Below are 21284 nucleotides of genomic sequence, written 5' to 3'. Positions count from 1 at the left end.
TTGACAGACATCCCAATTCGATCAATTATTAACCGATCATTCGGTTAATTCAAGTAAAATATGAATGATGCTTGAAATAGGAGGAGCGAGTGGAGGAAACCGATCAGCCGATACGCGTGATTGTTCACGATGGATGGCATGAAATTGTCCTGAACCGGCCAGATAAATTGAATGCTTTCACAGAAGGCATGCATCTGGCATTGGCCAGAGCCCTTGATGATGCGCGCGTGGAAGAATGCCGTGCTGTATTGTTGACAGGCGCAGGGCGCGGGTTTTGTGCGGGACAAGATTTATCCATGCGTGCAGGACAGGAAGGCCCCTATGATTTAGGCGCCACAATCGAGCAATTTTATAACCCGCTGGTGCGCCGTTTGCGGGCGTTGGAAAAGCCGGTCATTTGTGCAGTCAACGGCGTCGCTGCGGGTGCAGGAGCCAATATCGCACTTGCTTGCGATGTGGTTTTGGCAGCCCGGTCTGCCCGCTTCATTCAGGCATTTGCGAAGATAGGTCTTGTGCCCGATTCCGGTGGTACATTTTTCCTACCAAGGCTTATTGGTGAGGCGCGCGCACGTGCCATTATCATGACCGGCACACCCGTGTCAGCGGAACAAGCCGAAGCGTGGGGCATGATTTGGAAAGTTTATGATGATGAGGCTTTGCATGAAGAGGCGGTCAAGCTTGCAGCCTGGTTTGCCACGCAGCCGACGCAAGGGGTGGCATTAACAAAACAGGCTTTGAATCTATCCGCAGGCCATACGCTTGAGCAGCAGCTTGATTGTGAACGCGATCAACAGCGCAAGGCTGGTTTAACGCCGGATTATCGTGAGGGTGTAACAGCTTTTATGGAAAAGCGGCCACCCGAATTTAGCGGGAGGAAAGCATGAATGAGCAGGAAATTGCAGACCTTTCTGCAAAAACCATGTGGGCGGGCGATAAAGCAACGCAGAATTTAGGCATGGAGCTGGTCTCATGCGCACCCGGCCAGGCAGTATTGCGGATGCAGATCACCGATGTCATGACCAACGGCCACGATATTGCCCATGGCGGTTTCGTTTTTGCTTTGGCTGATAGTGCTTTTGCTTATGCTTCTAACAGTTATGGCGATGTTCACGTCGCGGCGCAATGCCACATTGCCTATATCCGCCCCACGCGAAAGGGCGATATTCTGACCGCTGAAGCGCGGGAAGTCAGCCGGACGGGGCGCTCGGGCATCTATGATGTTCACATCACCGCAAACGGAAAAGCTGTCGCGGAGTTTCGCGGGTTTTCGCGCGAAATAGCAAAAAACTTTATCGGCATGCCTGCGGGAGAGCGGGCTTAAACCAATGGGATTGGAACCTTGACGGGTTCAGGAGGAAGATATGACGGTGAATTTCAGCAATGGAAATTTTGACGCGCGGGAATATGCATCACGTGATGAAATTATAGCATTGCAGACGCAACGTTTGGCATGGTCTTTGAAACATGCTTATGACAATGTGCCTTTTTACAAGAAAAAATACGACGCGGCCGGTGTTCATCCTTCCGACTTCAAGGAACTGGCAGATATTGCCAAATTCCCGTTCACCGAAAAGAAAGACCTGCGGGATAACTATCCTTTCGGCCTTTTTGCCGTCCCGCGTGAGCAGGTCAGCCGCATTCACGGGTCTTCCGGCACGACAGGAAAACCGATTGTTGTGGGGTATACAAAAAACGATCTCGATGTCTGGGCCAATCTTGTCGCCCGCTCTATGCGCGCCGCTGGTGCAAGGTCTGGTATGATCGCCCATATCGCTTATGGATACGGCTTGTTTACCGGCGGGCTTGGTGCGCATTATGGCGCTGAACGGCTCGGCTGCACGGTGGTGCCAATGTCTGGCGGCATGACTGAACGACAGGTGCAACTGATCCACGATTTCAAACCCGAAGTAATCATGGTGACGCCAAGCTATATGCTTGCTCTCTTGGATGGTTTCCACAAAGCCGGACTTGATCCACGAGAATGCTCGTTGAAATATGGTATTTTCGGCGCTGAGCCGTGGAGCAATGCCATGCGGCAGGAAATCGAAGCGGCTTTCAACATGGACGCAACCGACATTTATGGCCTTTCGGAAGTGATGGGGCCGGGCGTTGCACAGGAATGTGTCGAAACGAAAGATGGACTGCATATTTGGGAAGACTGTTTCTGTCCTGAAATTATCGATCCACAAACGCTTTTTCCGGTGGCTGAAGGCGAGGAAGGTGAACTTGTGTTCAGTACGCTGACCAAGGAAGCCATGCCGATTATCCGCTATCGCACCCGCGATCTTTCCCGGCTATTGCCGGGAACAGCCCGTCCGGGTATGCGTCGCATGGAAAAAATTTCCGGTCGTTCCGATGATATGATCATCCTGCGCGGCGTTAATCTTTTTCCAAGCCAGATTGAAGAAGCGTTGCTGGCGACGGAATGGTGTTCGGGGCATTTCCAAATCGTACTCTCACGCTCGGGGCGTATGGATAATATGACCGTTATGGCCGAGGTACGTCCTGAATACAGCGCGGAAGATAAATGGAGCCACTATGCCCGCAACTTCATCCGTCATATCAAAAGCACTGTTGGCGTTTCTATCGACTTACAGCTGCAAAAGCCGATGTCAATCGAACGATCGGTTGGGAAGCGCAAGATCATTGTTGATAATCGCCCGAAAGACTGATACCGCGCGCTGAATTGGTATACGCGCATGCCGTCTCAAGCAATGAGCGGGCAGGCGCGTTTGTCCTGTTAAACGCCCGCGGCAGTTTTTGTTGCGCCATTGAGGTATGTCTTTCCATATTTGGTCGGGTTGGATGTGGTCGAGGCTTTCTTACCGCGAATGTCATTTAAACCAATGCTACACATCAAAAAAATGGCAGATATAACGCCGCCCAACTTTGGTCGAATGCGTATCCGTAGCACCTTGATGCTAGCCGGAGCCTTGCCATGATGCAAAAGACCCAAGGAAAAAAATAATAGCCCCCGACGCCAGACTGCGATACCATGATGAAATAGGAGGAGAGCTATGAAATCAGTCGTATCAGCTTTACAGATCGGCGCATTGCCGCAAGGCAAGGCGGCTACCCTTGACCATATCCTGAGCTTCGAAAAGGATATCAAAAACAGCGGATCTTCGTTGGTTGTCATGCCGGAAGCCTTGCTTGGCGGTTACCCGAAAGGCGAGAATTTCGGCACTTTCCTTGGTTACAGATTGCCGGAAGGACGCGCCGCATTTGCCGCCTATCATGCAAATGCTATCGATGTGCCAGGCAAAGAAACATCGGTACTTGTACAATTGGCAAAGCGAACGGGTGCCAGTCTGGTTGTCGGTGTCATAGAACGTGAAGGCTGCACGCTTTACTGCACGGCATTGTTTTTCTGCCCAAAGGATGGGCTTGTTGCCAAACACAGAAAACTCATGCCCACCGGCACCGAACGCCTCATATGGGGGCAGGGAGATGGTTCGACGCTTCCGATAGTCGAGACGAAGGCAGGTAAAGCGGTCGCTGCAATCTGTTGGGAAAACCATATGCCGTTGCTCCGAACAGCGCTCTATGCCAAAGGTGCACAAATATGGTGCGCCCCAACGGTTGATGCACGCGACATCTGGCAGTCATCCATGCGCCATATTGCCCATGAAGGCCGGTGTTTTGTGATAAGCTCCTGTCAGGTGCAGCCGTCGCCTGATGCCTTGGGCATGAAAATCACCGGTTGGGATGATCAGACACCGTTGATCCGTGGCGGTTCGTTTATCGTTGGCCCACTGGGTGACATTCTGGCAGAGCCGGTATTCAATCAAACAACGCTGGTCAATGCAGAGATTGACGTTGATGACCTTGTAGCCGCCCGTTACGATTTTGACGTGGTTGGCCATTATGCCCGCCCCGATGTGTTTTCTTTAGGCGTTGATGAGAGAGAAAAACGCCCGGTGACGTTTCAACGTTGAGAAAGCTTGTCTTCAGCGTACTTCCACAGGCACGGTGAGCGCACCGCTCCAACCTTCGGGCGGTGACGGGATGGGGCTTGCCTTGCGCACAATCTGCAATGCCAATGCATCGATCGAAGGATCACCGGAAGAGCGTGATGTACGCGCGCTGGTGATATTGCCGCTTTGATCGAAGTTGAATGTGACATAGGCTGAAGCCCTGCCGGCTTTTCCCGGCCTTTTTGCCCGCGAAGCCATATATGCAATACGCCGCTGCACCTTGTTTTGCCACGATGCCACCAGACGCCCATTATTGCCAAAACTGCGATTGGTCGTCGGTGCAGCAAAGGTTGGCCCCTTTTTGGCGGCAATCTGCGGACCGGTGGCCTTTTGCGATTTTTCAGCCTTTTTCACATCACGTTTCGGCGCCGTTTTCTTCGGTTCGGCTTTACGCTGTTCGACTTTCGGCTTAACCGGTTCTTTGGGTGGTTCCGGCTTTTTGATTTCTTCCACCATGTCGGACTTCAGCGGCTCGGGCTCGACCTTCTCCGGTTCAGCCTCGGCAACTTCCTGCGGTGTTTCTTCTTCCTGTTCGTTCAGCTCTTCGGGAGCGTCCTTGACCGTTTCTTCCTGAATGGTTTCTGAAACGTCTTCAACGTCCGGTGCCATCGGCTCTTCTGCAAATTCGAGCATAATAGCTTCCGGGCCACCCATGACAGCATTTCGGTCGCCTTGCAGAGATGCCGCAAGATAACCGGCACCAACATGGATACCAACGACCGCTACGGCGGCACTGGTCCACATCAGAATCTGTTTCGGCCCGTTTTTCTCAATCAACATAATTTCATCATATCAGGCGACATCATCTCATCATATCAGGACAAATTATCCGAAAATCAGCCGACAAAACACCCTTGTTTGAACCATCATTTTCAAAAGCCGAGAAAACACGCCAATGTCTCTTCAACTCCAAATATTTCACCTACAGGTTGTAATGAAAAAGCCATAAATGTATGCCGCTATTCCAAGCTGCAACGCGAGCGCTTTTTCAATACATGATAATTTTGGTCAACTTAAATATTTTGTAAGGCTTGTCAAGGCGCATTTTAGAGCGTGGTGGCAATTTCAGAATTCGTTGCGTTGGTGAAAAAGTTTGGTCGAACAGGAAAAAGCGCAGCCGGTGTGGTTCCTGCGAAATTTTTTGGACGTATTCAGGTGAAATTTATGACCAACCCTTCCGGTTTTGCGTGAAAAATGATCTGTGTGGCATCGCTTGCTTTCAACAAGCACCACATGTTTTCCCTCGTGGTCCGCAAAAACGTAACAATCTTTTCTATGGCGCGGCCATTGTTTCAAATTATAAAGTGGTGACCTTAAATCAAAGCAAAGCCTGATATCCGAAAAGCGTGATCTAGATCTCTACAGCTACACTTTAACAGCTCAGGCAGCATTGACCAAGCTGTTGAGGAAAGGTGTTGATACGTCTGTGATCGGGTGAACAGAACGAAAGCCTAAATGATTGGCAGACGCTGATGCACAAGCGTTGTCCAATAGGAACAACCCCAGGCGATGATATCATCATTGAAATCATATTCAGGATGATGAAGCTCCGCACTCGGGCCATTGCCTATTTTAATCATTGCGCCGGGTACTTCATTCAGCATGAAGGAAAAATCTTCGCCGCCCATGGTTGGGGGCATGTCGCGCGTTACGTTTACCCCACCGGTTACTGCCAGCGCCGCTTCAGCCGCCAATTCAGTTTCTTGGCGATGGTTGACTGTTACGGGATAGCGCCGGTCATAAACCAATGTGCCTTTTGCTCCAAATGCCTCGGCAATATGGGTAACAGCTCTTCTCAAATGCACCTCAATATGGTCGCGTACGGTCTCTTTCAAGGTTCTAACAGTTCCGGTCATGTGTACGGATGTGGGAATGACGTTGAATGCGTCACCCGCGCTCAGTGTTGTGAGTGATATAACAGCAGAATCGATGGGGTCGATGGTGCGGGCCGTCAATGTTTGAATGGCTTGAAGAAGCGATGCTGCAACGGGTATGGGATCGATACAGGTGTGGGGTGCGGCAGCATGACCGCCGACGCCTTCAATTGTTATGTCAATCAGGTCGACTGAACCCATAATGGCACCGGAATTAATGGTGAAATGCCCCACTGGCAGGTTGGGCCGGTTATGCATGCCATAAACCTCATCCACCTTCCATCGGGTAAAAAGTCCGTCCTCAATCATCGCGCGAGCACCCGCACCACCTTCTTCTGCCGGTTGGAAGATAACGAGGACAGTACCGTCAAAGCTGCGGCTTGCCGCCAGTTCACGGGCTGCCCCCAAAAGCATAGCGGTGTGGCCGTCATGGCCGCAGGCATGCATCTTGCCATCAACTTTCGACGCCCACTGCTTGCCTGTTTTCTCATGGATCGGCAAAGCATCCATATCTGCCCGTAGGGCAATGGTCCTTCCGGATTTATTGCTTTGGCCATGGATGACACCCACAATACCGGTTTTGCCAATCCCGGTGACAACCTCATCCAGTCCGCCGGCTTGCAAGGCCTGCGCCACATGGGCGGATGTGCGGGGGAGGTCATAAAGCAATTCCGGATTTTCATGAAGATCGCGGCGAAAGGCTATAAGATCGTCCAGTTGCTGTGACACCCAATTTTCAATCGCCATATTCCGCCTCCTTCTAAAAGCCCGCTATTTATAATGCTATAAATTCAAGAATTGTGCCACATGCCTGCTCGGGTGAGACAGCAATGGTGCCGCGCGGTGTGTCATTCCAGATAATGCCACCAGCATCAAGCGCCGTTTTTGTATGTGCCAGACTATCGACAGAAATGGCGAGTGAGGCATAGGCTTTGGCCGGTGTTTTGGTGCTGTCAAAACCTGGAAAGCGCTTTTCGATCGCGATTTTATCCATTACCAGAATCGGTGCAGAATCCGGTCCTGTCTCAACGTGATAGAGGCCATGTTTCTCATGCACTTTGCCATGGGCATAGAGCCGCGCATAACCGCTGGCCGTCTCATCCGGTGATGATGATATAACAGAAATAGCGGCCAGACCCTGGGCACCATTGGCATGGTTGAGCAGTTCAGGGCGCCAAACCATATCCCGCGTTTTATGCTGGCACATAAACAACAGCCCTTGCGGCACCTCGCGCTCTCCATACATGACCGTATCAAATGCCGCGACGCCTTCACTTCCATCCGGCAGAGTGATCGGTCTGGAAAAGCTATTCACAACATCCATGTCGAACCCAAGCTGTTCCAGTGCTTCACGCCCCGCAACAGCGTTATCTATGCGGCTTGCAATGGCATGCAGGCCCTGACCTTGTTCAGCCAGCCTTTGGCGTTGCTTGATATTGCCTTCTGCTTCATGGACGATACCCAGGAGCTCCAAATAATCATGCTTGAACATGATTGTGTAATTGCCGGTGCCTTTGTGTTTGCTATGCAATCCACGTGGCGAAAGGGTGAAACCAAGCTGGCGGTAAGTTGCAGCGCTTTGTTCAAGGTCATCCACCAGAATATAGCAATGGTCGATACCTTTTACCGGATGTGTCATTGATCGCGTCCTGTTGTGTTCTGTTCAATTTTTATGACGGTAGCATAGGAAAAACAGCGCTCGCTAGCACATCCTTTTCACAAAGGCGCGAAAGCTGAATATAAATTTCTGCAATTATGCTGTTTTGGGGATTGATTTACCTGCTTTTCAGAAAAGCTGAAAAAACCGCAATACTTTGGTTATGCTATCCAGTAAAGCCTTGTTCATATGGTCTTGTTGATATTCAAGGCGGGCCGCGATTGGTATGACATGCTCATTGATGGGCGGAATTTAAAATTCTGTTTTCAAAAAATGCTTTGTTAGAAAAAATGAGGCAACCATTTTCATTTTAGTCTTGAAAAAGAGAATAATTTTTTAATTTTCTTTAAAGAGCAATTCGGTCATGCGTTCAAAAGCTGAACGAAAGCTTTATCCTTATCGCATATCTTATTTAGAGGATCGCTTCGCATGAAACCTTTTTTGAAATCTCTTTTACTGGCCACCTCGCTTGCTGGGGTTTTGAGTCTTTCCATGGTCGCGACCAAGGCTGACGAGCCGGTCAAGGGCGGGGTACTCGTTTATCTTGACAAGCAGGTACATACAAATCTCTATCCCCCGCTTGCAGGCACCTATACCAATGGCGGTATCTTGAACCAGATTACTGACCGTCTGACCTATCAAAATCCAAAGACGCTGGAAATCGAGCCTTGGCTTGCGCAGTCTTGGGAGGTGAATGATGACGCCACCCAATACACGTTCAAACTGCGCCCCGGTGTAACATTCTCCGATGGAACACCGTTGGATGCAACGGTTGTTGCCAAGAATTTCGATGTTTATGGCTTGGGCAATAAAGAGCTGCGCCAGCCGGTTTCCGAGGTTGTGAACAATTACGATCATAGTGAAGTGATCGATCCGTTGACGGTGAAATTCTATTTCAAACGTCCTTCGCCGGGCTTTTTGCAGGGCACATCGGTTATCAATTCCGGTATAATCTCGCTGAAGACATTGGCGTTGCCCTTCGACCAGATGGGAGATGCAACAAAAATTATCGGATCCGGTCCATTCGTTGTGCAGAGTGAAACGCTGGGCAAACAAATCGACCTCAAAGTGCGTGAAGATTATAATTGGGCGCCAGAAAAATCAGCCCATCAGGGACGCGCCTATCTTGACGAGATGAAATATCTGACAGTGCCGGAAGATAGCGTGCGCATCGGAGCGTTGATTGCCGGACAAGCCAATTTTATCCGCCAACTTCAGGCGTATGATGAGGCGCGGGTAGAAAAGTCAGGCAATAAGGTTTATTCGGTTGGCACACGCGGCATCAACAATTCGATCATGTTTCGGCCGGATAATGCTTTGGTTGCCGACATAAAAGTGCGCGAAGCGTTGTTGCATGCCACCAACCGCGAAGAAATCGTCAAAACCCTTTATTCCAGCAATTACCCTTTGGCGACTTCATTGATGGCACATAATGCTTTCGGTTATTCCGACCAGAGCGCCAAGCTAACCTTTGATCTGGATAAGGCCAAAGCCCTTCTCGATGAAGCGGGTTGGAAGGTGGGGGCGGATGGTATCCGCGCTAAAGACGGCAACCAGTTGATCTTGACCGCTTATGAAGCTGCACAACAGCCGCAGAGCAAAGCCATGCTGCAATTGATTGCGCAGCAATGGAAGCGCGCGGGCGTTATATTGAACGTCAAGGCCTATGACGGCGCGAACAGCGTGATTGACAATCTTGATCCGCAAAAGGCACCTGTCATGCCGCTCATGGTGGGGCGTGCAGACCCCGATGTTCTCAAAAGCCTGTTCTACCCTAAAAACCGCGATGCCCTTTTGCAAAAAGGTGGCTTGAGTGACAAGGTCAAGAGCTTCATCGACCCTGATTTGAATAAGCTATTGGAAGATGTCACGGCGGAAACAGACAAGCAGAAACGCAATGCTATTCTCATTCAGGCATCCGATTACATCATCGATCACGCCTATGCGATTCCGATTTTTGAAGAGCCGCAGGTCTATGGCGGTTCGCCGAAGGTTGAAGGGGTAGGCTTTGAATCCGTCGGTCGACCAGCCTTTTACAATACTTGGATTGCGAAGTAGGCGCTTCGTTATCCTCCCGTTGAAAACGTGTTCGGCAGTATGGTGCAGTTCTTGATGAGGCGCCATACTGCCAACGACAACAGCAAACAGGATCAATAATGCTCCAATATTGTCTCTCCCGGCTTGGCCAGGCTGTTATTGTGCTCTGGGCAGCATTTACCGTCTCGTTTATCCTGTTGCAGGTCATGCCCGGTGATGCGGTATTGATTAAGTTCCTCAGTCCGGAATATGGTTTGAATGCAAGCCAGATTGCCGAACTAAGATCGACCTATGGTTTAGATGACCCGCTGCTTGTGCAATATTTCAAGACATTGGGGAATTTCCTGACCGGCAATCTCGGTTTTTCCATTCAAGCGGGTGTGCCGGTTGCCGAGCAGATCGCGACAAATCTGCCATCAACGCTAAGGCTTGCGGGCTTTGCATTTTTGGCTGCGGTTATATTGGCGTTCATCATTGCGTTGATTTCTTCTTTCGCGCCATTCCGCTGGATCAAGAACCTTGTTCTGGCACTGCCGGGTTTATTTTTGGCCATCCCGCTGTTTTGGCTTGGAATTATTCTGGTTCAGATTTTTTCATTCTACCTCGGTTGGATTTCCGTCATTGTGCCCGGGCCTATAGAGGCGATGATCCTGCCGGTCACCGCATTGGCCATTCCGATTTCAGCACCTTTGGCGCAAATCCTCATGCGCTCGCTTGATGAAATACAGACGCGTCCATTTATCATGGTTTTGGAGGCAAAAGGGGCATCGCGATTTCGCATTTTGTGGTCGCATTGTTTGCGCAACTCGGCATTGCCGGTGCTCACCATTGCCGGCCTGCTATTTGGCGAATTGATCAGTGGCGCTGTGGTGACTGAAACGGTTTTTGGACTGAGCGGTATTGGAAAAATTACGGAACAGGCCGTCCGTTCGCAGGACGTAACCGTGTTGCAATCCATCGTGGTCATATCGGCTGCCGCTTTTGTCCTGATCAATCTGGTTATTGACCTTCTATTTCCTTTAATCGACCCAAGGTTGAAAAACCGCAGCGGGAGAGTGTGATGAGCAATAATATTTCGGTCGAGACCGATAGTCTCAACAAGGTGCCATCACGGCTTGTATTTTCATCGATCCGTCCCGGTCTGGTGTTAGCGGTCTTGATAGTTTTATTGGCATTTGCCTTCGTTGTCGCACCATGGCTGTTTACCGGTTATAGTCCGGTTGATGAGGTCGGGCCTCATATGGCTGCACCCGATGCACAGCATTGGTTGGGCACCGACGAATTGGGACGTGACCTTTATGCGCGCATTGTTTATGGCGCGGTGCATTCGCTAAGCGGCGCTTTGGCGGCAGTCCTATTCGGATTTATCGTAGGCGGGCTTTTGGGGCTGGTCGCGGGTGCTGTGGGGGGTGCCGTCGATGCTTTGGTGATGCGCTTTATCGATGTTCTCTTGTCAATTCCATCATTGCTCCTGTCATTGAGTATCATAACCTTGTTGGGTTTTGGTACATTGCAGGTTGCTGTCGCGGTGGGCGTGACGTCGGTTGCGGGTTTTGCCCGTCTTTCAAGAGCAGAAGTTGCCCGCATCCGCAGTGCTGAATATATCGAAGCGGCCTATGGTTCGGGCGCAACCTTTTTTCAGGTTCTCCACCGGCACATTCTACCCAACGCACTTTATACGGTTGTGGGGTATGCCGCATTGCAATTTGGCCATGCACTATTACAAATTGCCACATTGGGTTTTCTTGGTTATGGCGTCCAGCCACCGACACCTGAATGGGGACTATTGATTGCCGAAGGGCGCAATTACATTGCGACCGGTTGGTGGTTGACCGTCATGCCCGGCGTGTTTGTCATCGCGCTTGTCGTTGCCGCCAACCGTATCAGCCGTGCGATCACTGGAAAGGGTTCGTCATGACAACACCGCTTCTTTCAATAAAAAACCTGTCCATCGCTTATCATGATGATCGCCAGTGGAACCGCGTCACCCATGATATATCGTTTGACCTGCATGCTGGAGAAGCTTTGGCCTTGGTTGGAGAATCCGGTTCGGGTAAAACCACGACGGCCCAATCCATCCTTGGTCTTTTGCCTGAAAACGCCCGTATTGATAGCGGCGAAATTGCAATAAACGGTCACGATGTCAGTGGCTGGTCGCCAAAGCGTCTGCGTAATCTACGTGGCAAGGTCATTAGTCTCATTCCGCAGGATCCATCTTCTTCGCTCGATCCTTTGATGAAGGTTGGCAACCAGATTGCAGAAATTTTCCGTATTCATAAAGTGCTACCATCGCATCTCGTCAAACCACGGGTGATCGAGCTTTTGGAGCAGGTAGGCTTAAGCGAGCCGGAACGCCGGGCCAACCAATATCCGCACGAATTGTCTGGCGGCATGAAACAGCGCGTGTTGATTGCCATTGCCATTGCTCTGAAACCGCAATTGATCATCGCCGATGAGCCGACTTCAGCATTGGATGTCACCGTGCAGAAGCGCATTCTGGATTTGATTGATGATATCCGCCGCGAGCATGGCGCATCGCTTTTAATGGTTACGCATGATTTGGGTGTAGCATCAGATCGGGCAGATCGCATCATCGTCATGCAGCATGGCCGCATTCAGGAAAGTGGGGAAAGTCAGGCGGTGTTGTCTTCACCGCGATCGGACTATACCAAACGTCTTGTCGCCAATGATCCTTCTTTGACACCGGCTGTACCGCGGCGCATGGTCGCGCAGAACGAAAAAACACTGGTGGATGTCAGAAATCTCTGCATCGATTATCCCGGTAAAGATAAATTCCGTGCTGTGCAAAATCTCTATTTCAGCGTTAAGCGTGGGACGACCCATGCCATTGTTGGAGAATCCGGCTCAGGTAAAACCACAACCATCCGCGCCTTGTGCGGCTTTCTTACGCCGAGTGAAGGGGAGATCGCTGTTGATGGTGTCGATATGGTGACCTTGCGTGGCGAAGCGTTGCGCAATTTCCGCAGACGCATTCAGCTGGTTTACCAGAATCCATTCGGTTCACTTGACCCGCGCCATACGATTGGCCGGATCATTGAGGAGCCATTGCTGAATTTCAAACATGTCGACAAACAGGCCCGCCACCGCCGTGTGCTGGAGCTACTCGATCAGGTGGAGTTGCCCAAAACAGTGTTCGACCGCAGGCCGCGTGGTCTTTCCGGTGGGCAAAGACAGCGTGTTGCCATTGCTCGTGCACTGATATTGGACCCTGAAGTTCTGGTGCTGGATGAAGCGGTGTCGGCTTTGGATGTGACCGTGCAGGCGCAGATATTACAATTGCTTGAGCGTTTGCAGCGCGATCATGCATTGACCTATATTTTCGTCAGCCATGACCTGTCGGTCGTGCGCCAGATATCGGATACGGTGACGGTGTTAAAAGGCGGCGTTGAGATAGAAAGCGGGCCGGTGGAGCAGATATTCACCCATCCGGCACAGGCCTATACCCGCGACCTTATCTCCGCTATTCCGGGCAAGGCCAACGCATTGCACCATTCGCTCCTCGGTGCGCAACTGTAACATTGGCCGGTTTAGAGTGAATCCGTTTCTGATCGAGGCATAGATTCACTCTCACTCTTTGTTTTACCGCATTGTCCTGACACAAAAGTCTGTCAACTTTTGTTGGAAATGCTCTCATATCAGGCCGGTCGATTGACGATGTGTGCAAGCTCCTGAATGTGGCATGCGCCGATGCCACAACAGCCGCCGACCATACTGGCACCCGCTGCCACCCAGTCGCAAGCAAAATGGCTGTAAGATGATGCGTTCAGATCGTCTCGCACATCGCTAAGGCCTTCATTGGCCTGACCCTCATTATCGTCAAGACCATTGGCATAGACACCGATTGGCAGTTTTACACCCTTTGCGTCAAAAACAGCCTTGGCGGTTGCGACGGCTTTTTGCATGACTTCCGGCCGTGAACAATTGAATAATAGCGCCGATGCACCGGCATTCGCGGCCCAATGGGCTGCCGCTTCAACGCTTTCTCCGCCGCGTAGTCGTGCCTCGGCACCGTTTAAAGCATCTGCGTCATCGTTCAAGGTAAAGGAGATCCAAAACGGCTTATCGGTTGCTTTGACCGCTTCGGCAACCGCCTGTCCCTCGGCAATTAGGCTGAGGGTTTCACCGAGCCAGACATCAACAAAGGGCGCAAGATTATCGACGAAAATTCTCAGGTAGTCCTGCACATGGGCCGCATCGAACCGTTCAGGTTCATAGGAACCGAAAATAGGTGGCAACGAACCTGCAACCGTAATTTTTCTTGCGGGAAATTGCCCGGCTGCCTGACGGGCCAAGCGGCCGGCATCGGCAAGCAGGGTGGCACCCTGACGTTGAAACCGCTCTTCACCGATGTGAAAAGGCACGAGCGCATAGCTATTGGTGGTGATAACGTCTGCACCGGCTTCGATAAATTCGCGATGCACCTGCTCGACCAGTTCCGGCGTTTCCATCAGCGCTAGTGCCGACCATTCCGGTTGTTTCAAAGGCGCGCCCAAGCGCAGCAATTCACGGCTCATGCCACCATCGAGAATAAGGGTTTTAGACATGTTGGTCTCCTATTTATCAGTTCTGGCGCAACGGAATGCGTTGTTCGACATGTTTGAAAATACGGGTGATGACGTAGCTGAGAAAAATGTAAAATATGGCGACAACAATGAGCGGTTCATAGACCAGCAAAGTATCCTGCCGCACTTTATAGGCCACCGCATAAAGGTCTACGACTGTAACGGTAAATGCAAGAGGCGTTGATTTCAGCATCAACACAACTTCACCCGCAATGGTCGGCAAGGCCATGCGCAAAGCCCTTGGCAACCAGATACGGCGGATGATCTGCGATTTGCTCAACCCGAAAGCACGTGCTGCCTCAAGTTCGCCGGAGGGGACAGAAAGCAGCGCCCCGCGTATCACCTCTGCCTGATAGGCTGCGTAATTGATGATAAAGCTGAGGCAGGCATAGGTAAAACCCGACCGCGCTATCGGCCATATGAAACTGCCTCTGATCCCCGGAATCAAGGGCAATAGAGAGCCGAGCCCAAAATAAATCAGCCACAACTGCAATAGAAGCGGGGTGCCGCGAATATAGATGCAAAAACCGCGGGCGATAAGCTTGCCCAAGGCGGAACCGTTGATTTGAATGAAGGCGAGCCAGAGCGCCAATAGAAAACCAAAACAACACGAAATCGCCAACAGCAAAACCGTCATATAGGCGCCGTTAAGCAAAAGCGGGGCATAGGTTGAAAGCCAAGTGAAATCCATCGCCCTAGCTCACCTTTCCCAGACTTTGCCTCTGGCCACGACGAAAGCGACGTTCCAGCGCTTTAAAAGCACCATTGGAAATCAAGGTGATGGCAAGATATAGAAAAGACGCCGTCAGGAAGAAAAGAAAATAATGTTTGGTGTTGCCGGCGGCAAGCCGGGTTGCCAAAGTCAATTCCTGATAGCCGACAATGGCAATCAATGCGCTATCCTTGGTGACGGACATCCATTGATTGGCAAGGCCCGGCAGTGCATTGGGCAGCATGGCAGGCAAAATGATGCGGATGAAACGTTGGCGCCCGTTCATACCGAAAGCCTTTGCCGCTTCAAGCTGACCGATCGGTATAGCGCTGATGGCACCACGTAGAATTTCGGTGACATAGGCGCCCTGTACCAAGCCTAAAACAAGCACTGCGGCAACAAATGCATTCATCTCGAAACCGGGAATACCAAAGGCGGCAAGCAATTTGTTGATGCCATCGGTGCCGGCAAAATAAAGCCCGACAATCAATATGAGTTCTGGAATAGCACGCATTCCAACAACATAGGAGTCGAGAAACGGCATCATTGCGCGATTGCCGTTAAGCTTGCCCCATGCACCGAGAAGGCCGATTATAATACCGACAAGATAAGCACCAAGTGAGATGGCAACAGTCGAGGCGGCACCGCGGAGCAACACACCGCCCCATCCCGGCGGTGTCAGAGCCAACAATTCAAAAATGGATTGTGCCGCCATCAGCCAAATGCCCCCTCTACCGACAAGCGTTTACTGAGCTTGCGTTTTGCCGAAATATTTTTGTGTTATTGTGTCATAGACACCGTTTTTTTTGATAGCGGCAATTGCAGCGTTCAGTTTGATACGCAGGGCATCGTCATCCTTGCGCAAGCCACCGGCAACGCCCAAGCCTAAAATTGCAGGATCATAGGCGACTTCGCCCTTATCTTCGCAACAGGATTGGCCATCGGCAGACTTTAAATATTCAAGAAGCGGGGCCGTATCGCCCATCACATAGTCTACCCGTCCGTAGGCCAGATCCTGAAAAGCACCATCCAGTGTTGGATAGGTTTGCTCGGTCGCGACATCGGCAAAATAGCGGGCAAAGTATTTGCTTTGAACTGTGGCAACCTGAATGCCGATAATCTTGCCTTTGACATCTTCTGCCGTGGCGCCTTTGTGGCCGTCTTTGGCACCAATCAGTGCTGTGCCGGTCTGATAATAAGGGTCGGTAAAGGATATGATCTTTGTGCGCTCTTCAGTAATTCCCATGCCAGACCAAATGACGTCAAACTTCTTCGACTGCAAAGCCGGAATAAGTGCATCCCAAGCGGTATCGACAAAGCTGCATGTCTCGTTCATTTCCTTGCAGACAGCTTCGAAAAGTTCAACCTCATAACCTGTCCATTTGCCGGCTGCGTCCTTGGTAAAATAAGGCGGGTAGGATTCGTTCATAATACCGGCCTTGATTTCGGCAAAGGCAGGTGTCGCAACAACGCTGCATAGGGTAAAGAGTAATAAAGCAGACAGTTTGTTTTTCATCATTTTTCCTTGCTTTGGAATGACGGCATAAAGCTATCTAATGCGCGCGTACAGATTGTGTAAATTCGCGGCAACGGTTGCTGGTCGGATTGTCAAATACCTGCTCGGGCGTGCCTTCTTCTTCCACCAGCCCATCATGCAAAAACATGACACGGCTTGAAACATCACGGGCAAAGCGCATTTCGTGGGTGACCAGAAGCATTGTCCGGCCTTCTTCTGCCAGATCCCGGATAACTTTCAATACTTCACCTACAAGTTCCGGGTCGAGCGCTGAGGTCGGTTCGTCAAACAACATGACTGTCGGTTCAATACATAATGCCCGCGCGATGGCAACACGTTGTTGTTGCCCGCCGGAAAGATGGGCGGGATAGGCATGGCGCTTTTCAAACAGGCCCACTTTGTCCAAGAGAGCTTCGGCTTTTTCCTGCGCCTGCTTTTTAGGAACCTTATGCACATGAACGGGCGCTTCCATGACATTTTGCAACGCGGTCATATGCGGCCACAGATTGAAGTTTTGAAATACCATGCCAAGACCGGCGCGTATCCGTTCGATTTGCTTACGGTCGGCAGGGACATTGTTGCCCTTGCCGGTGTATTTCAAACGAACCTCTTCTCCATTGATGTGGAATTGTCCGCGGTCAGGGATTTCCAAGAAATTGATGCAACGCAGAAAGGTGCTTTTGCCGGAGCCGGATGAACCGATGATCGATATGACATCACCGCGATGGGCGTCCAATGAAATGCCCTTGAGGACTTCATGGTCGCCGTATTTTTTATGCACATCTTTAACGCTGAGTGCCAATAGAGGATGTTGTGTCATCAAAGCCGGATATCCGCTGTGTTTTTTCTGCGATTTCATACCACGTCATGGCAAACATGGAACAAAAACTTTTATCGAAAATACGTTTTGAGCGCAAAAATATTCCGGTTTCCGCGTCCCATAGAGAAAGCTATATGGTTTTTAAACCGATTTTAATGGGAAAAAGATGGGAAAACGTTTGCGCAAACGTTTTCCCTGGGCCTATGATAGGCGCAATTGAGGACTCTTCTGGCAAATTCTTCGCATGATGTTGCGTGAATCTGCGCCATGAAAGGGAGGATGAAATGCGTTTTTCCGGTCTGTTGCAAGCAGAGCTTATCGGCATATTGGCAGCTCTTGGGCATACCGATACGATTGTTATTGCCGATGCGGGTTTACCCATTCCACAGGGTGTGCATAAAATTGATCTGGCTGTGGCACCGGGCTTGCCAAGCTTTATGCAGCTTTGTTCGCTCGTGGCGGTGGAATTTCCTATCGAGGCGGTGACCATTGCAAGTGAAATGCGCGGAAAAAACCAGACGCTTTTCGATATGCTCAAGGCCGAAATAGACCATTGGGGTACGGTGCATAAGCAGCCTGTTGCTGTAAAAGAAGTAGCGCATGAAGAGCTTAAAGAGCTGACAAAGCAGGCAAAACTTATTGTGCGCAGCGGTGAATTTTCGCCATACGCCAATATCGTCATTCGTGCCGGTGTGGCTTTTTAAGCAAACAAGCGGGGCACATGATGGCAAGTGTATTAACACTGAGCAATGTCAGCAAATCGTTCAACGGGGTAGAGGTTCTTAAATCCGTCAATCTTGAACTGGCACCGGGACGCATTCATGCTCTGGTGGGAGAAAATGGTGCCGGTAAATCAACTTTGATGCGTGTTATCAGTGGCATTTATCAGCCTGATGAAGGCACGCAAATGCTGCTTAACGGCAATCCCTATCAACCGGTTTCTCCCAAAAGCGCCATCGAGGCGGGTGTGGCGATCATCCATCAGGAATTGAACCTGTTGAGTGGTATGTCGGTTACAGAAAATCTGTTTCTGGGAAGAGAGAAAACCAATCGTTTGGGTTTTATCCGCAAGGGCGATGAAGCGCGTGCTGTTGCTGCAGCTCTTGCCACTTTGAAACAGGATATTGCACCGTCGACACTCATTGGTACCCTGAGCATAGGCAAACAGCAAATGGTGGAGATAGCACGGGCGCTCCTGTTTGATGCCGACATCATCATTATGGATGAACCTACCGATGCATTGGCGCAAGCCGAAACAGATGTTCTGTTTTCTGTCATTCGGGAGCTGGCGGCAAAGGGTAAGGCGATTGTCTATATTTCGCACCGTTTGGGCGAAATATTTTCGCTTTGTCATGATGTGTCGGTTCTCAGAGATGGGGAAATGGTGTTCACCGGTGTGGTCGCCGAACTGGATGAGGAAGGGCTCATCCGGCATATGGTCGGACGGGAGATCAATGACCAATACCCCCATATCGTTACCGAAAAGGGGCCCGTTCGCCTATCCGTGGAACAGCTTGTTGCGCCAGGCGTCAAAGATGTAACATTCGCCGTTCAAGCGGGCGAAATTCTGGGTTTCGGCGGATTAATGGGGGCAGGGCGTACCGAGCTTGCCAAAGCGATTTATGGCGCGGTCAAAACGCAGTCGGGAAAAATAGAGGTTGATGGCAAGCCAGTTGCGATTCATACACCCGCCCAAGCGGTGCAGGCGGGGATCGCCTATGTTTGCGAAGATAGAAAAAATGAAGGGCTGATCCAATCCCAAGGGATAGGACGCAATATGACGCTTGGTTCACTGCGGCGATTTTTGCATGCTGGACAATTTCTGGCCTTCGCACGCGAAAAACAGGCCATAGACGATTACATCAAGGCATTCTCAATTAAAGCGGCGTCTTCGGCTGCGGCTGTGTCTACTTTGAGTGGTGGAAACCAACAGAAGGTATCAATTGCAAAATCGCTCATGAGCGAACCGCGGATTATCATTTTCGACGAGCCGACAAGGGGTGTCGATGTGGGCGCTCGGCGTGAGATCTACAGCATGATGAACGATTTGAAACAGCAAGGCATGGCCATTATCCTGCTATCATCCGATATGCCGGAACTGCTTGGTATGTCCGACCGAGTGGCGGTGATGGCGGGCGGCCGTATGACAGGCGAACTCTCACGTGAGACGGCAACGCAGGAAGCCGTTATGGCACTGGCTTTGGCCTGAAAGGAAAAAGATGACAACACAACCCCTTTCCCCCTTTATGCATGGCTGCAAGACCGTTGTGATGAACCGCGCTCTATGGGGGCTGATCATTTTGGTGGTGGCTGTTAGCTTCATTCAGCCGGATTTCATCGAGCCGCGCAATATCCTCAATCTTATGCGTCAGGCAACGCCCAATGCCATCATTGCTTTGGGTATGACATGCGTAATCCTGACAGGCGGTATTGATTTATCTGTTGGTTCGGTGCTGGCTATTACCGGTGCTATTGCTGCGTCGCTGATTGGTTCGGGGTATGATGCTTTTGTGGCCGTTACAGGAGCCTTGGCAGTAGGACTGCTTCTTGGCAGTGCCAGCGGTATCATTGTCACCTATGGACGGGTCCAGCCATTTGTTGCAACGCTTGTGACAATGTCCATCCTGCGCGGTGCCACCTTGGTTTTTTCCAACGGACAGCCGATTAACACCGGCTTTGGCGGCAGTGCCGATGTTTTCGCTTTTATAGGTACAGGCTATATAGGCTTTTTGCCTTTTCCCATTATACTGGCAATCGTACTTTTTATCATTGGCGGCATTCTGCTGACAGCCACGCGGTTTGGCCGGTATGTTTATGCGCTTGGCGGCAATGAAACGGTAACAAGGCTTGCCGGCGTCAACGTCAATCGGGTTAAAATAGCCGTTTATGCGCTATGCGGTTTTACTGCAGCATTGGCCGCAATTATCGAAACATCGCGTTTGGGCAGCGCCCAACCCACGGCGGGTATGGGCTATGAACTGGATGCGATCGCGGCGGTTGTCGTTGGTGGGACGAGCCTTTCCGGCGGACGCGGAACGCTGTTTGGTACATTGATAGGCGCACTTATTATCGGCGTTTTAAACAATGCGCTCAATATTCTTGAAGTCTCGTCTTACTATCAGCAAATTGCCAAAGGTGCGGTCATCCTGCTTGCGGTGCTGGCCGACAGAGGTTCAAAAACAACATAACATTGATCAGGAGGAAATAATCATGACATTGACACGGCGTTTATTTACATCGCTTGCAGCGGCAGTCGTCCTTTCAGCTTCGGTCGCGGGTGCGCAGGCGGCCGACAAAATCGGCCTGGTCGTTTCCACGCTGAACAACCCGTTTTTCGTCACTTTGAAGGAAGGTGCCGAAGCGCAGGCAAAGCAATCGGGTTATGATCTTGTGGTGCTTGATAGCCAGAATAACCCTTCACGCGAATTGTCCAATACCGAGGATATATTGGGACGGGGTATCAAGGTTTTGATGATCAATCCAACAGATTCCGACGCGGTACGCAGTTCGGTTGTCGCTGCAAACCGTGCCAAGATACCGGTTATCACTTTGGATCGCTCAGCCAATGGCGGTACGGTTGTAACCCATATTGCTTCTGACAATGTTGCGGGTGGCAAACTTGCAGCCGAAACTCTGGCTAAAGTGCTGGGTGGAGATGGAAAAGTGATAGAGTTGGAAGGTGTACCGGGCGCATCGGCAGCGCGGGAACGCGGACAGGGTTTTGATGAGACAGCGCCCACCCTCGGCTTGAAAGTTGTGGCCAAGCAGCCTGCAAATTTTGACCGCACACAAGGGCTGAACGTGGCTGAAAACCTCCTGCAATCAAACAAGGACGCAAATGCGATTTTTGCCCAGAATGACGAGATGGCATTGGGTGCTGCGCGTGCCGTGCAGGCTGCCGGTCGTGATATTAAAATCATCGGTTTTGATGGTACGGATGAGGGGATTGCAGCGGTAAAAAGCGGAGCGCTTTATGCCACAATCGCGCAACAGCCGGGCGAAATCGGCAGGTTGGGTGTTGAGGCTGCTGTCAAGCTTGCCAAGGGCGAAACAGTTGCCAATCATATTCCTGTTCCTTTGAAACTTGTAACAAAGGAATAGCGCAATG

General features: G+C 50.8%; 20 protein-coding genes. 12 read left to right on the top strand and 8 right to left on the bottom strand.

Going from position 1 to position 21284, the window contains the following annotated elements:
- The first annotated feature begins 89 nt into the window (after positions 1-89).
- The 4 genes from paaG to ACYSNS_RS13285 all read left to right on the top strand — a co-directional run bounded on the left by paaG (position 90) and on the right by ACYSNS_RS13285 (position 3938).
- Positions 90-884, top strand: a complete 795-nt coding sequence (paaG, locus tag ACYSNS_RS13300; protein WP_461723654.1) for a 2-(1,2-epoxy-1,2-dihydrophenyl)acetyl-CoA isomerase PaaG — start codon at positions 90-92, stop codon at positions 882-884.
- A complete protein-coding gene (gene paaI, locus ACYSNS_RS13295) occupies positions 881-1321 on the top strand; it encodes a hydroxyphenylacetyl-CoA thioesterase PaaI (protein WP_461723653.1) in 441 nt (146 codons plus the stop codon). Before paaG ends, paaI begins: the two co-directional genes overlap by 4 nt.
- A gap of 40 nt (positions 1322-1361) precedes the next feature.
- Complete coding sequence (gene paaK / locus ACYSNS_RS13290) at positions 1362-2672, top strand: phenylacetate--CoA ligase PaaK (RefSeq protein ID WP_461723652.1); 1311 nt, start codon at positions 1362-1364, stop codon at positions 2670-2672.
- Between the two features lie 345 nt (positions 2673-3017).
- Entirely contained in the window at positions 3018-3938 is a 921-nt protein-coding gene (locus tag ACYSNS_RS13285) for a nitrilase-related carbon-nitrogen hydrolase (protein ID WP_461723651.1), read from the top strand.
- A gap of 12 nt (positions 3939-3950) precedes the next feature.
- Here ACYSNS_RS13285 and ACYSNS_RS13280 read toward each other — a convergent pair whose 3' ends face one another.
- The 3 genes from ACYSNS_RS13280 to ACYSNS_RS13270 form a co-directional block, all read right to left on the bottom strand.
- Positions 3951-4757, bottom strand: a complete 807-nt coding sequence (locus ACYSNS_RS13280) for an energy transducer TonB family protein (RefSeq protein WP_461723650.1) — start codon at positions 4755-4757, stop codon at positions 3951-3953.
- A 671-nt stretch (positions 4758-5428) separates the two neighbouring features.
- Entirely contained in the window at positions 5429-6598 is a 1170-nt protein-coding gene (locus ACYSNS_RS13275) for a M20 aminoacylase family protein (protein ID WP_461723649.1), read from the bottom strand.
- A 28-nt stretch (positions 6599-6626) separates the two neighbouring features.
- On the bottom strand, positions 6627-7490 hold the full coding sequence (locus ACYSNS_RS13270) for a VOC family protein (RefSeq protein ID WP_461723648.1): 864 nt from the start codon (positions 7488-7490) through the stop codon (positions 6627-6629).
- A 447-nt stretch (positions 7491-7937) separates the two neighbouring features.
- Between ACYSNS_RS13270 and ACYSNS_RS13265 the strand changes: the two genes are divergently transcribed.
- The 4 genes from ACYSNS_RS13265 to ACYSNS_RS13250 all read left to right on the top strand — a co-directional run bounded on the left by ACYSNS_RS13265 (position 7938) and on the right by ACYSNS_RS13250 (position 13082).
- The gene (locus tag ACYSNS_RS13265; protein ID WP_461723647.1) at positions 7938-9566 is read left to right on the top strand and encodes a TIGR04028 family ABC transporter substrate-binding protein; all 1629 of its coding nucleotides are present in this window, start codon (positions 7938-7940) and stop codon (positions 9564-9566) included.
- A 98-nt stretch (positions 9567-9664) separates the two neighbouring features.
- Positions 9665-10606, top strand: coding sequence for an ABC transporter permease (locus ACYSNS_RS13260; protein ID WP_461723646.1), 942 nt, complete (start codon positions 9665-9667; stop codon positions 10604-10606).
- The gene (locus ACYSNS_RS13255) at positions 10606-11463 is read left to right on the top strand and encodes an ABC transporter permease (protein ID WP_461723645.1); all 858 of its coding nucleotides are present in this window, start codon (positions 10606-10608) and stop codon (positions 11461-11463) included. Before ACYSNS_RS13260 ends, ACYSNS_RS13255 begins: the two co-directional genes overlap by 1 nt.
- Complete coding sequence (locus ACYSNS_RS13250) at positions 11460-13082, top strand: dipeptide ABC transporter ATP-binding protein (protein WP_461723644.1); 1623 nt, start codon at positions 11460-11462, stop codon at positions 13080-13082. Before ACYSNS_RS13255 ends, ACYSNS_RS13250 begins: the two co-directional genes overlap by 4 nt.
- A gap of 119 nt (positions 13083-13201) precedes the next feature.
- On the opposite strand, the gene ACYSNS_RS13245 is transcribed toward ACYSNS_RS13250, so the two are convergent.
- From ACYSNS_RS13245 to ACYSNS_RS13225, 5 genes are read right to left on the bottom strand one after another with little or no spacing between them, the layout of a single operon-like run.
- A complete protein-coding gene (locus tag ACYSNS_RS13245) occupies positions 13202-14110 on the bottom strand; it encodes a homocysteine S-methyltransferase family protein (protein ID WP_461723643.1) in 909 nt (302 codons plus the stop codon).
- Positions 14111-14126: 16 nt separating this feature from the next.
- Complete coding sequence (locus ACYSNS_RS13240) at positions 14127-14819, bottom strand: ABC transporter permease (RefSeq protein ID WP_461723642.1); 693 nt, start codon at positions 14817-14819, stop codon at positions 14127-14129.
- Between the two features lie 4 nt (positions 14820-14823).
- Entirely contained in the window at positions 14824-15558 is a 735-nt protein-coding gene (locus ACYSNS_RS13235; RefSeq protein ID WP_461723680.1) for an ABC transporter permease, read from the bottom strand.
- 27 nt (positions 15559-15585) lie between these two features.
- On the bottom strand, positions 15586-16356 hold the full coding sequence (locus ACYSNS_RS13230) for a transporter substrate-binding domain-containing protein (RefSeq protein WP_461723679.1): 771 nt from the start codon (positions 16354-16356) through the stop codon (positions 15586-15588).
- A gap of 37 nt (positions 16357-16393) precedes the next feature.
- Positions 16394-17176, bottom strand: coding sequence for an ABC transporter ATP-binding protein (locus tag ACYSNS_RS13225; protein WP_461723641.1), 783 nt, complete (start codon positions 17174-17176; stop codon positions 16394-16396).
- Between the two features lie 284 nt (positions 17177-17460).
- On the opposite strand from ACYSNS_RS13225, the gene rbsD reads away from it, so the two are divergent.
- Genes rbsD through rbsB form a run of 4 tightly spaced genes read left to right on the top strand, consistent with a single transcriptional unit; the run spans position 17461 to position 21277 of the window.
- On the top strand, positions 17461-17880 hold the full coding sequence (rbsD, locus tag ACYSNS_RS13220; RefSeq protein WP_461723640.1) for a D-ribose pyranase: 420 nt from the start codon (positions 17461-17463) through the stop codon (positions 17878-17880).
- Positions 17881-17897: 17 nt separating this feature from the next.
- Positions 17898-19385: a sugar ABC transporter ATP-binding protein gene (locus tag ACYSNS_RS13215; RefSeq protein WP_461723639.1), complete on the top strand. Its 1488-nt coding sequence runs from the start codon at positions 17898-17900 to the stop codon at positions 19383-19385.
- A 10-nt stretch (positions 19386-19395) separates the two neighbouring features.
- On the top strand, positions 19396-20364 hold the full coding sequence (rbsC, locus tag ACYSNS_RS13210; protein WP_461723638.1) for a ribose ABC transporter permease: 969 nt from the start codon (positions 19396-19398) through the stop codon (positions 20362-20364).
- 22 nt (positions 20365-20386) lie between these two features.
- Complete coding sequence (gene rbsB, locus ACYSNS_RS13205) at positions 20387-21277, top strand: ribose ABC transporter substrate-binding protein RbsB (RefSeq protein ID WP_461723637.1); 891 nt, start codon at positions 20387-20389, stop codon at positions 21275-21277.
- Positions 21278-21284: the final 7 nt, after the last annotated feature.

Source organism: Bartonella sp. LJL80, from assembly GCF_054871565.1.
The sequence above is the reverse complement of the archived record's forward strand: the minus strand, read 5'-3'. Positions and strand labels throughout refer to the sequence as shown.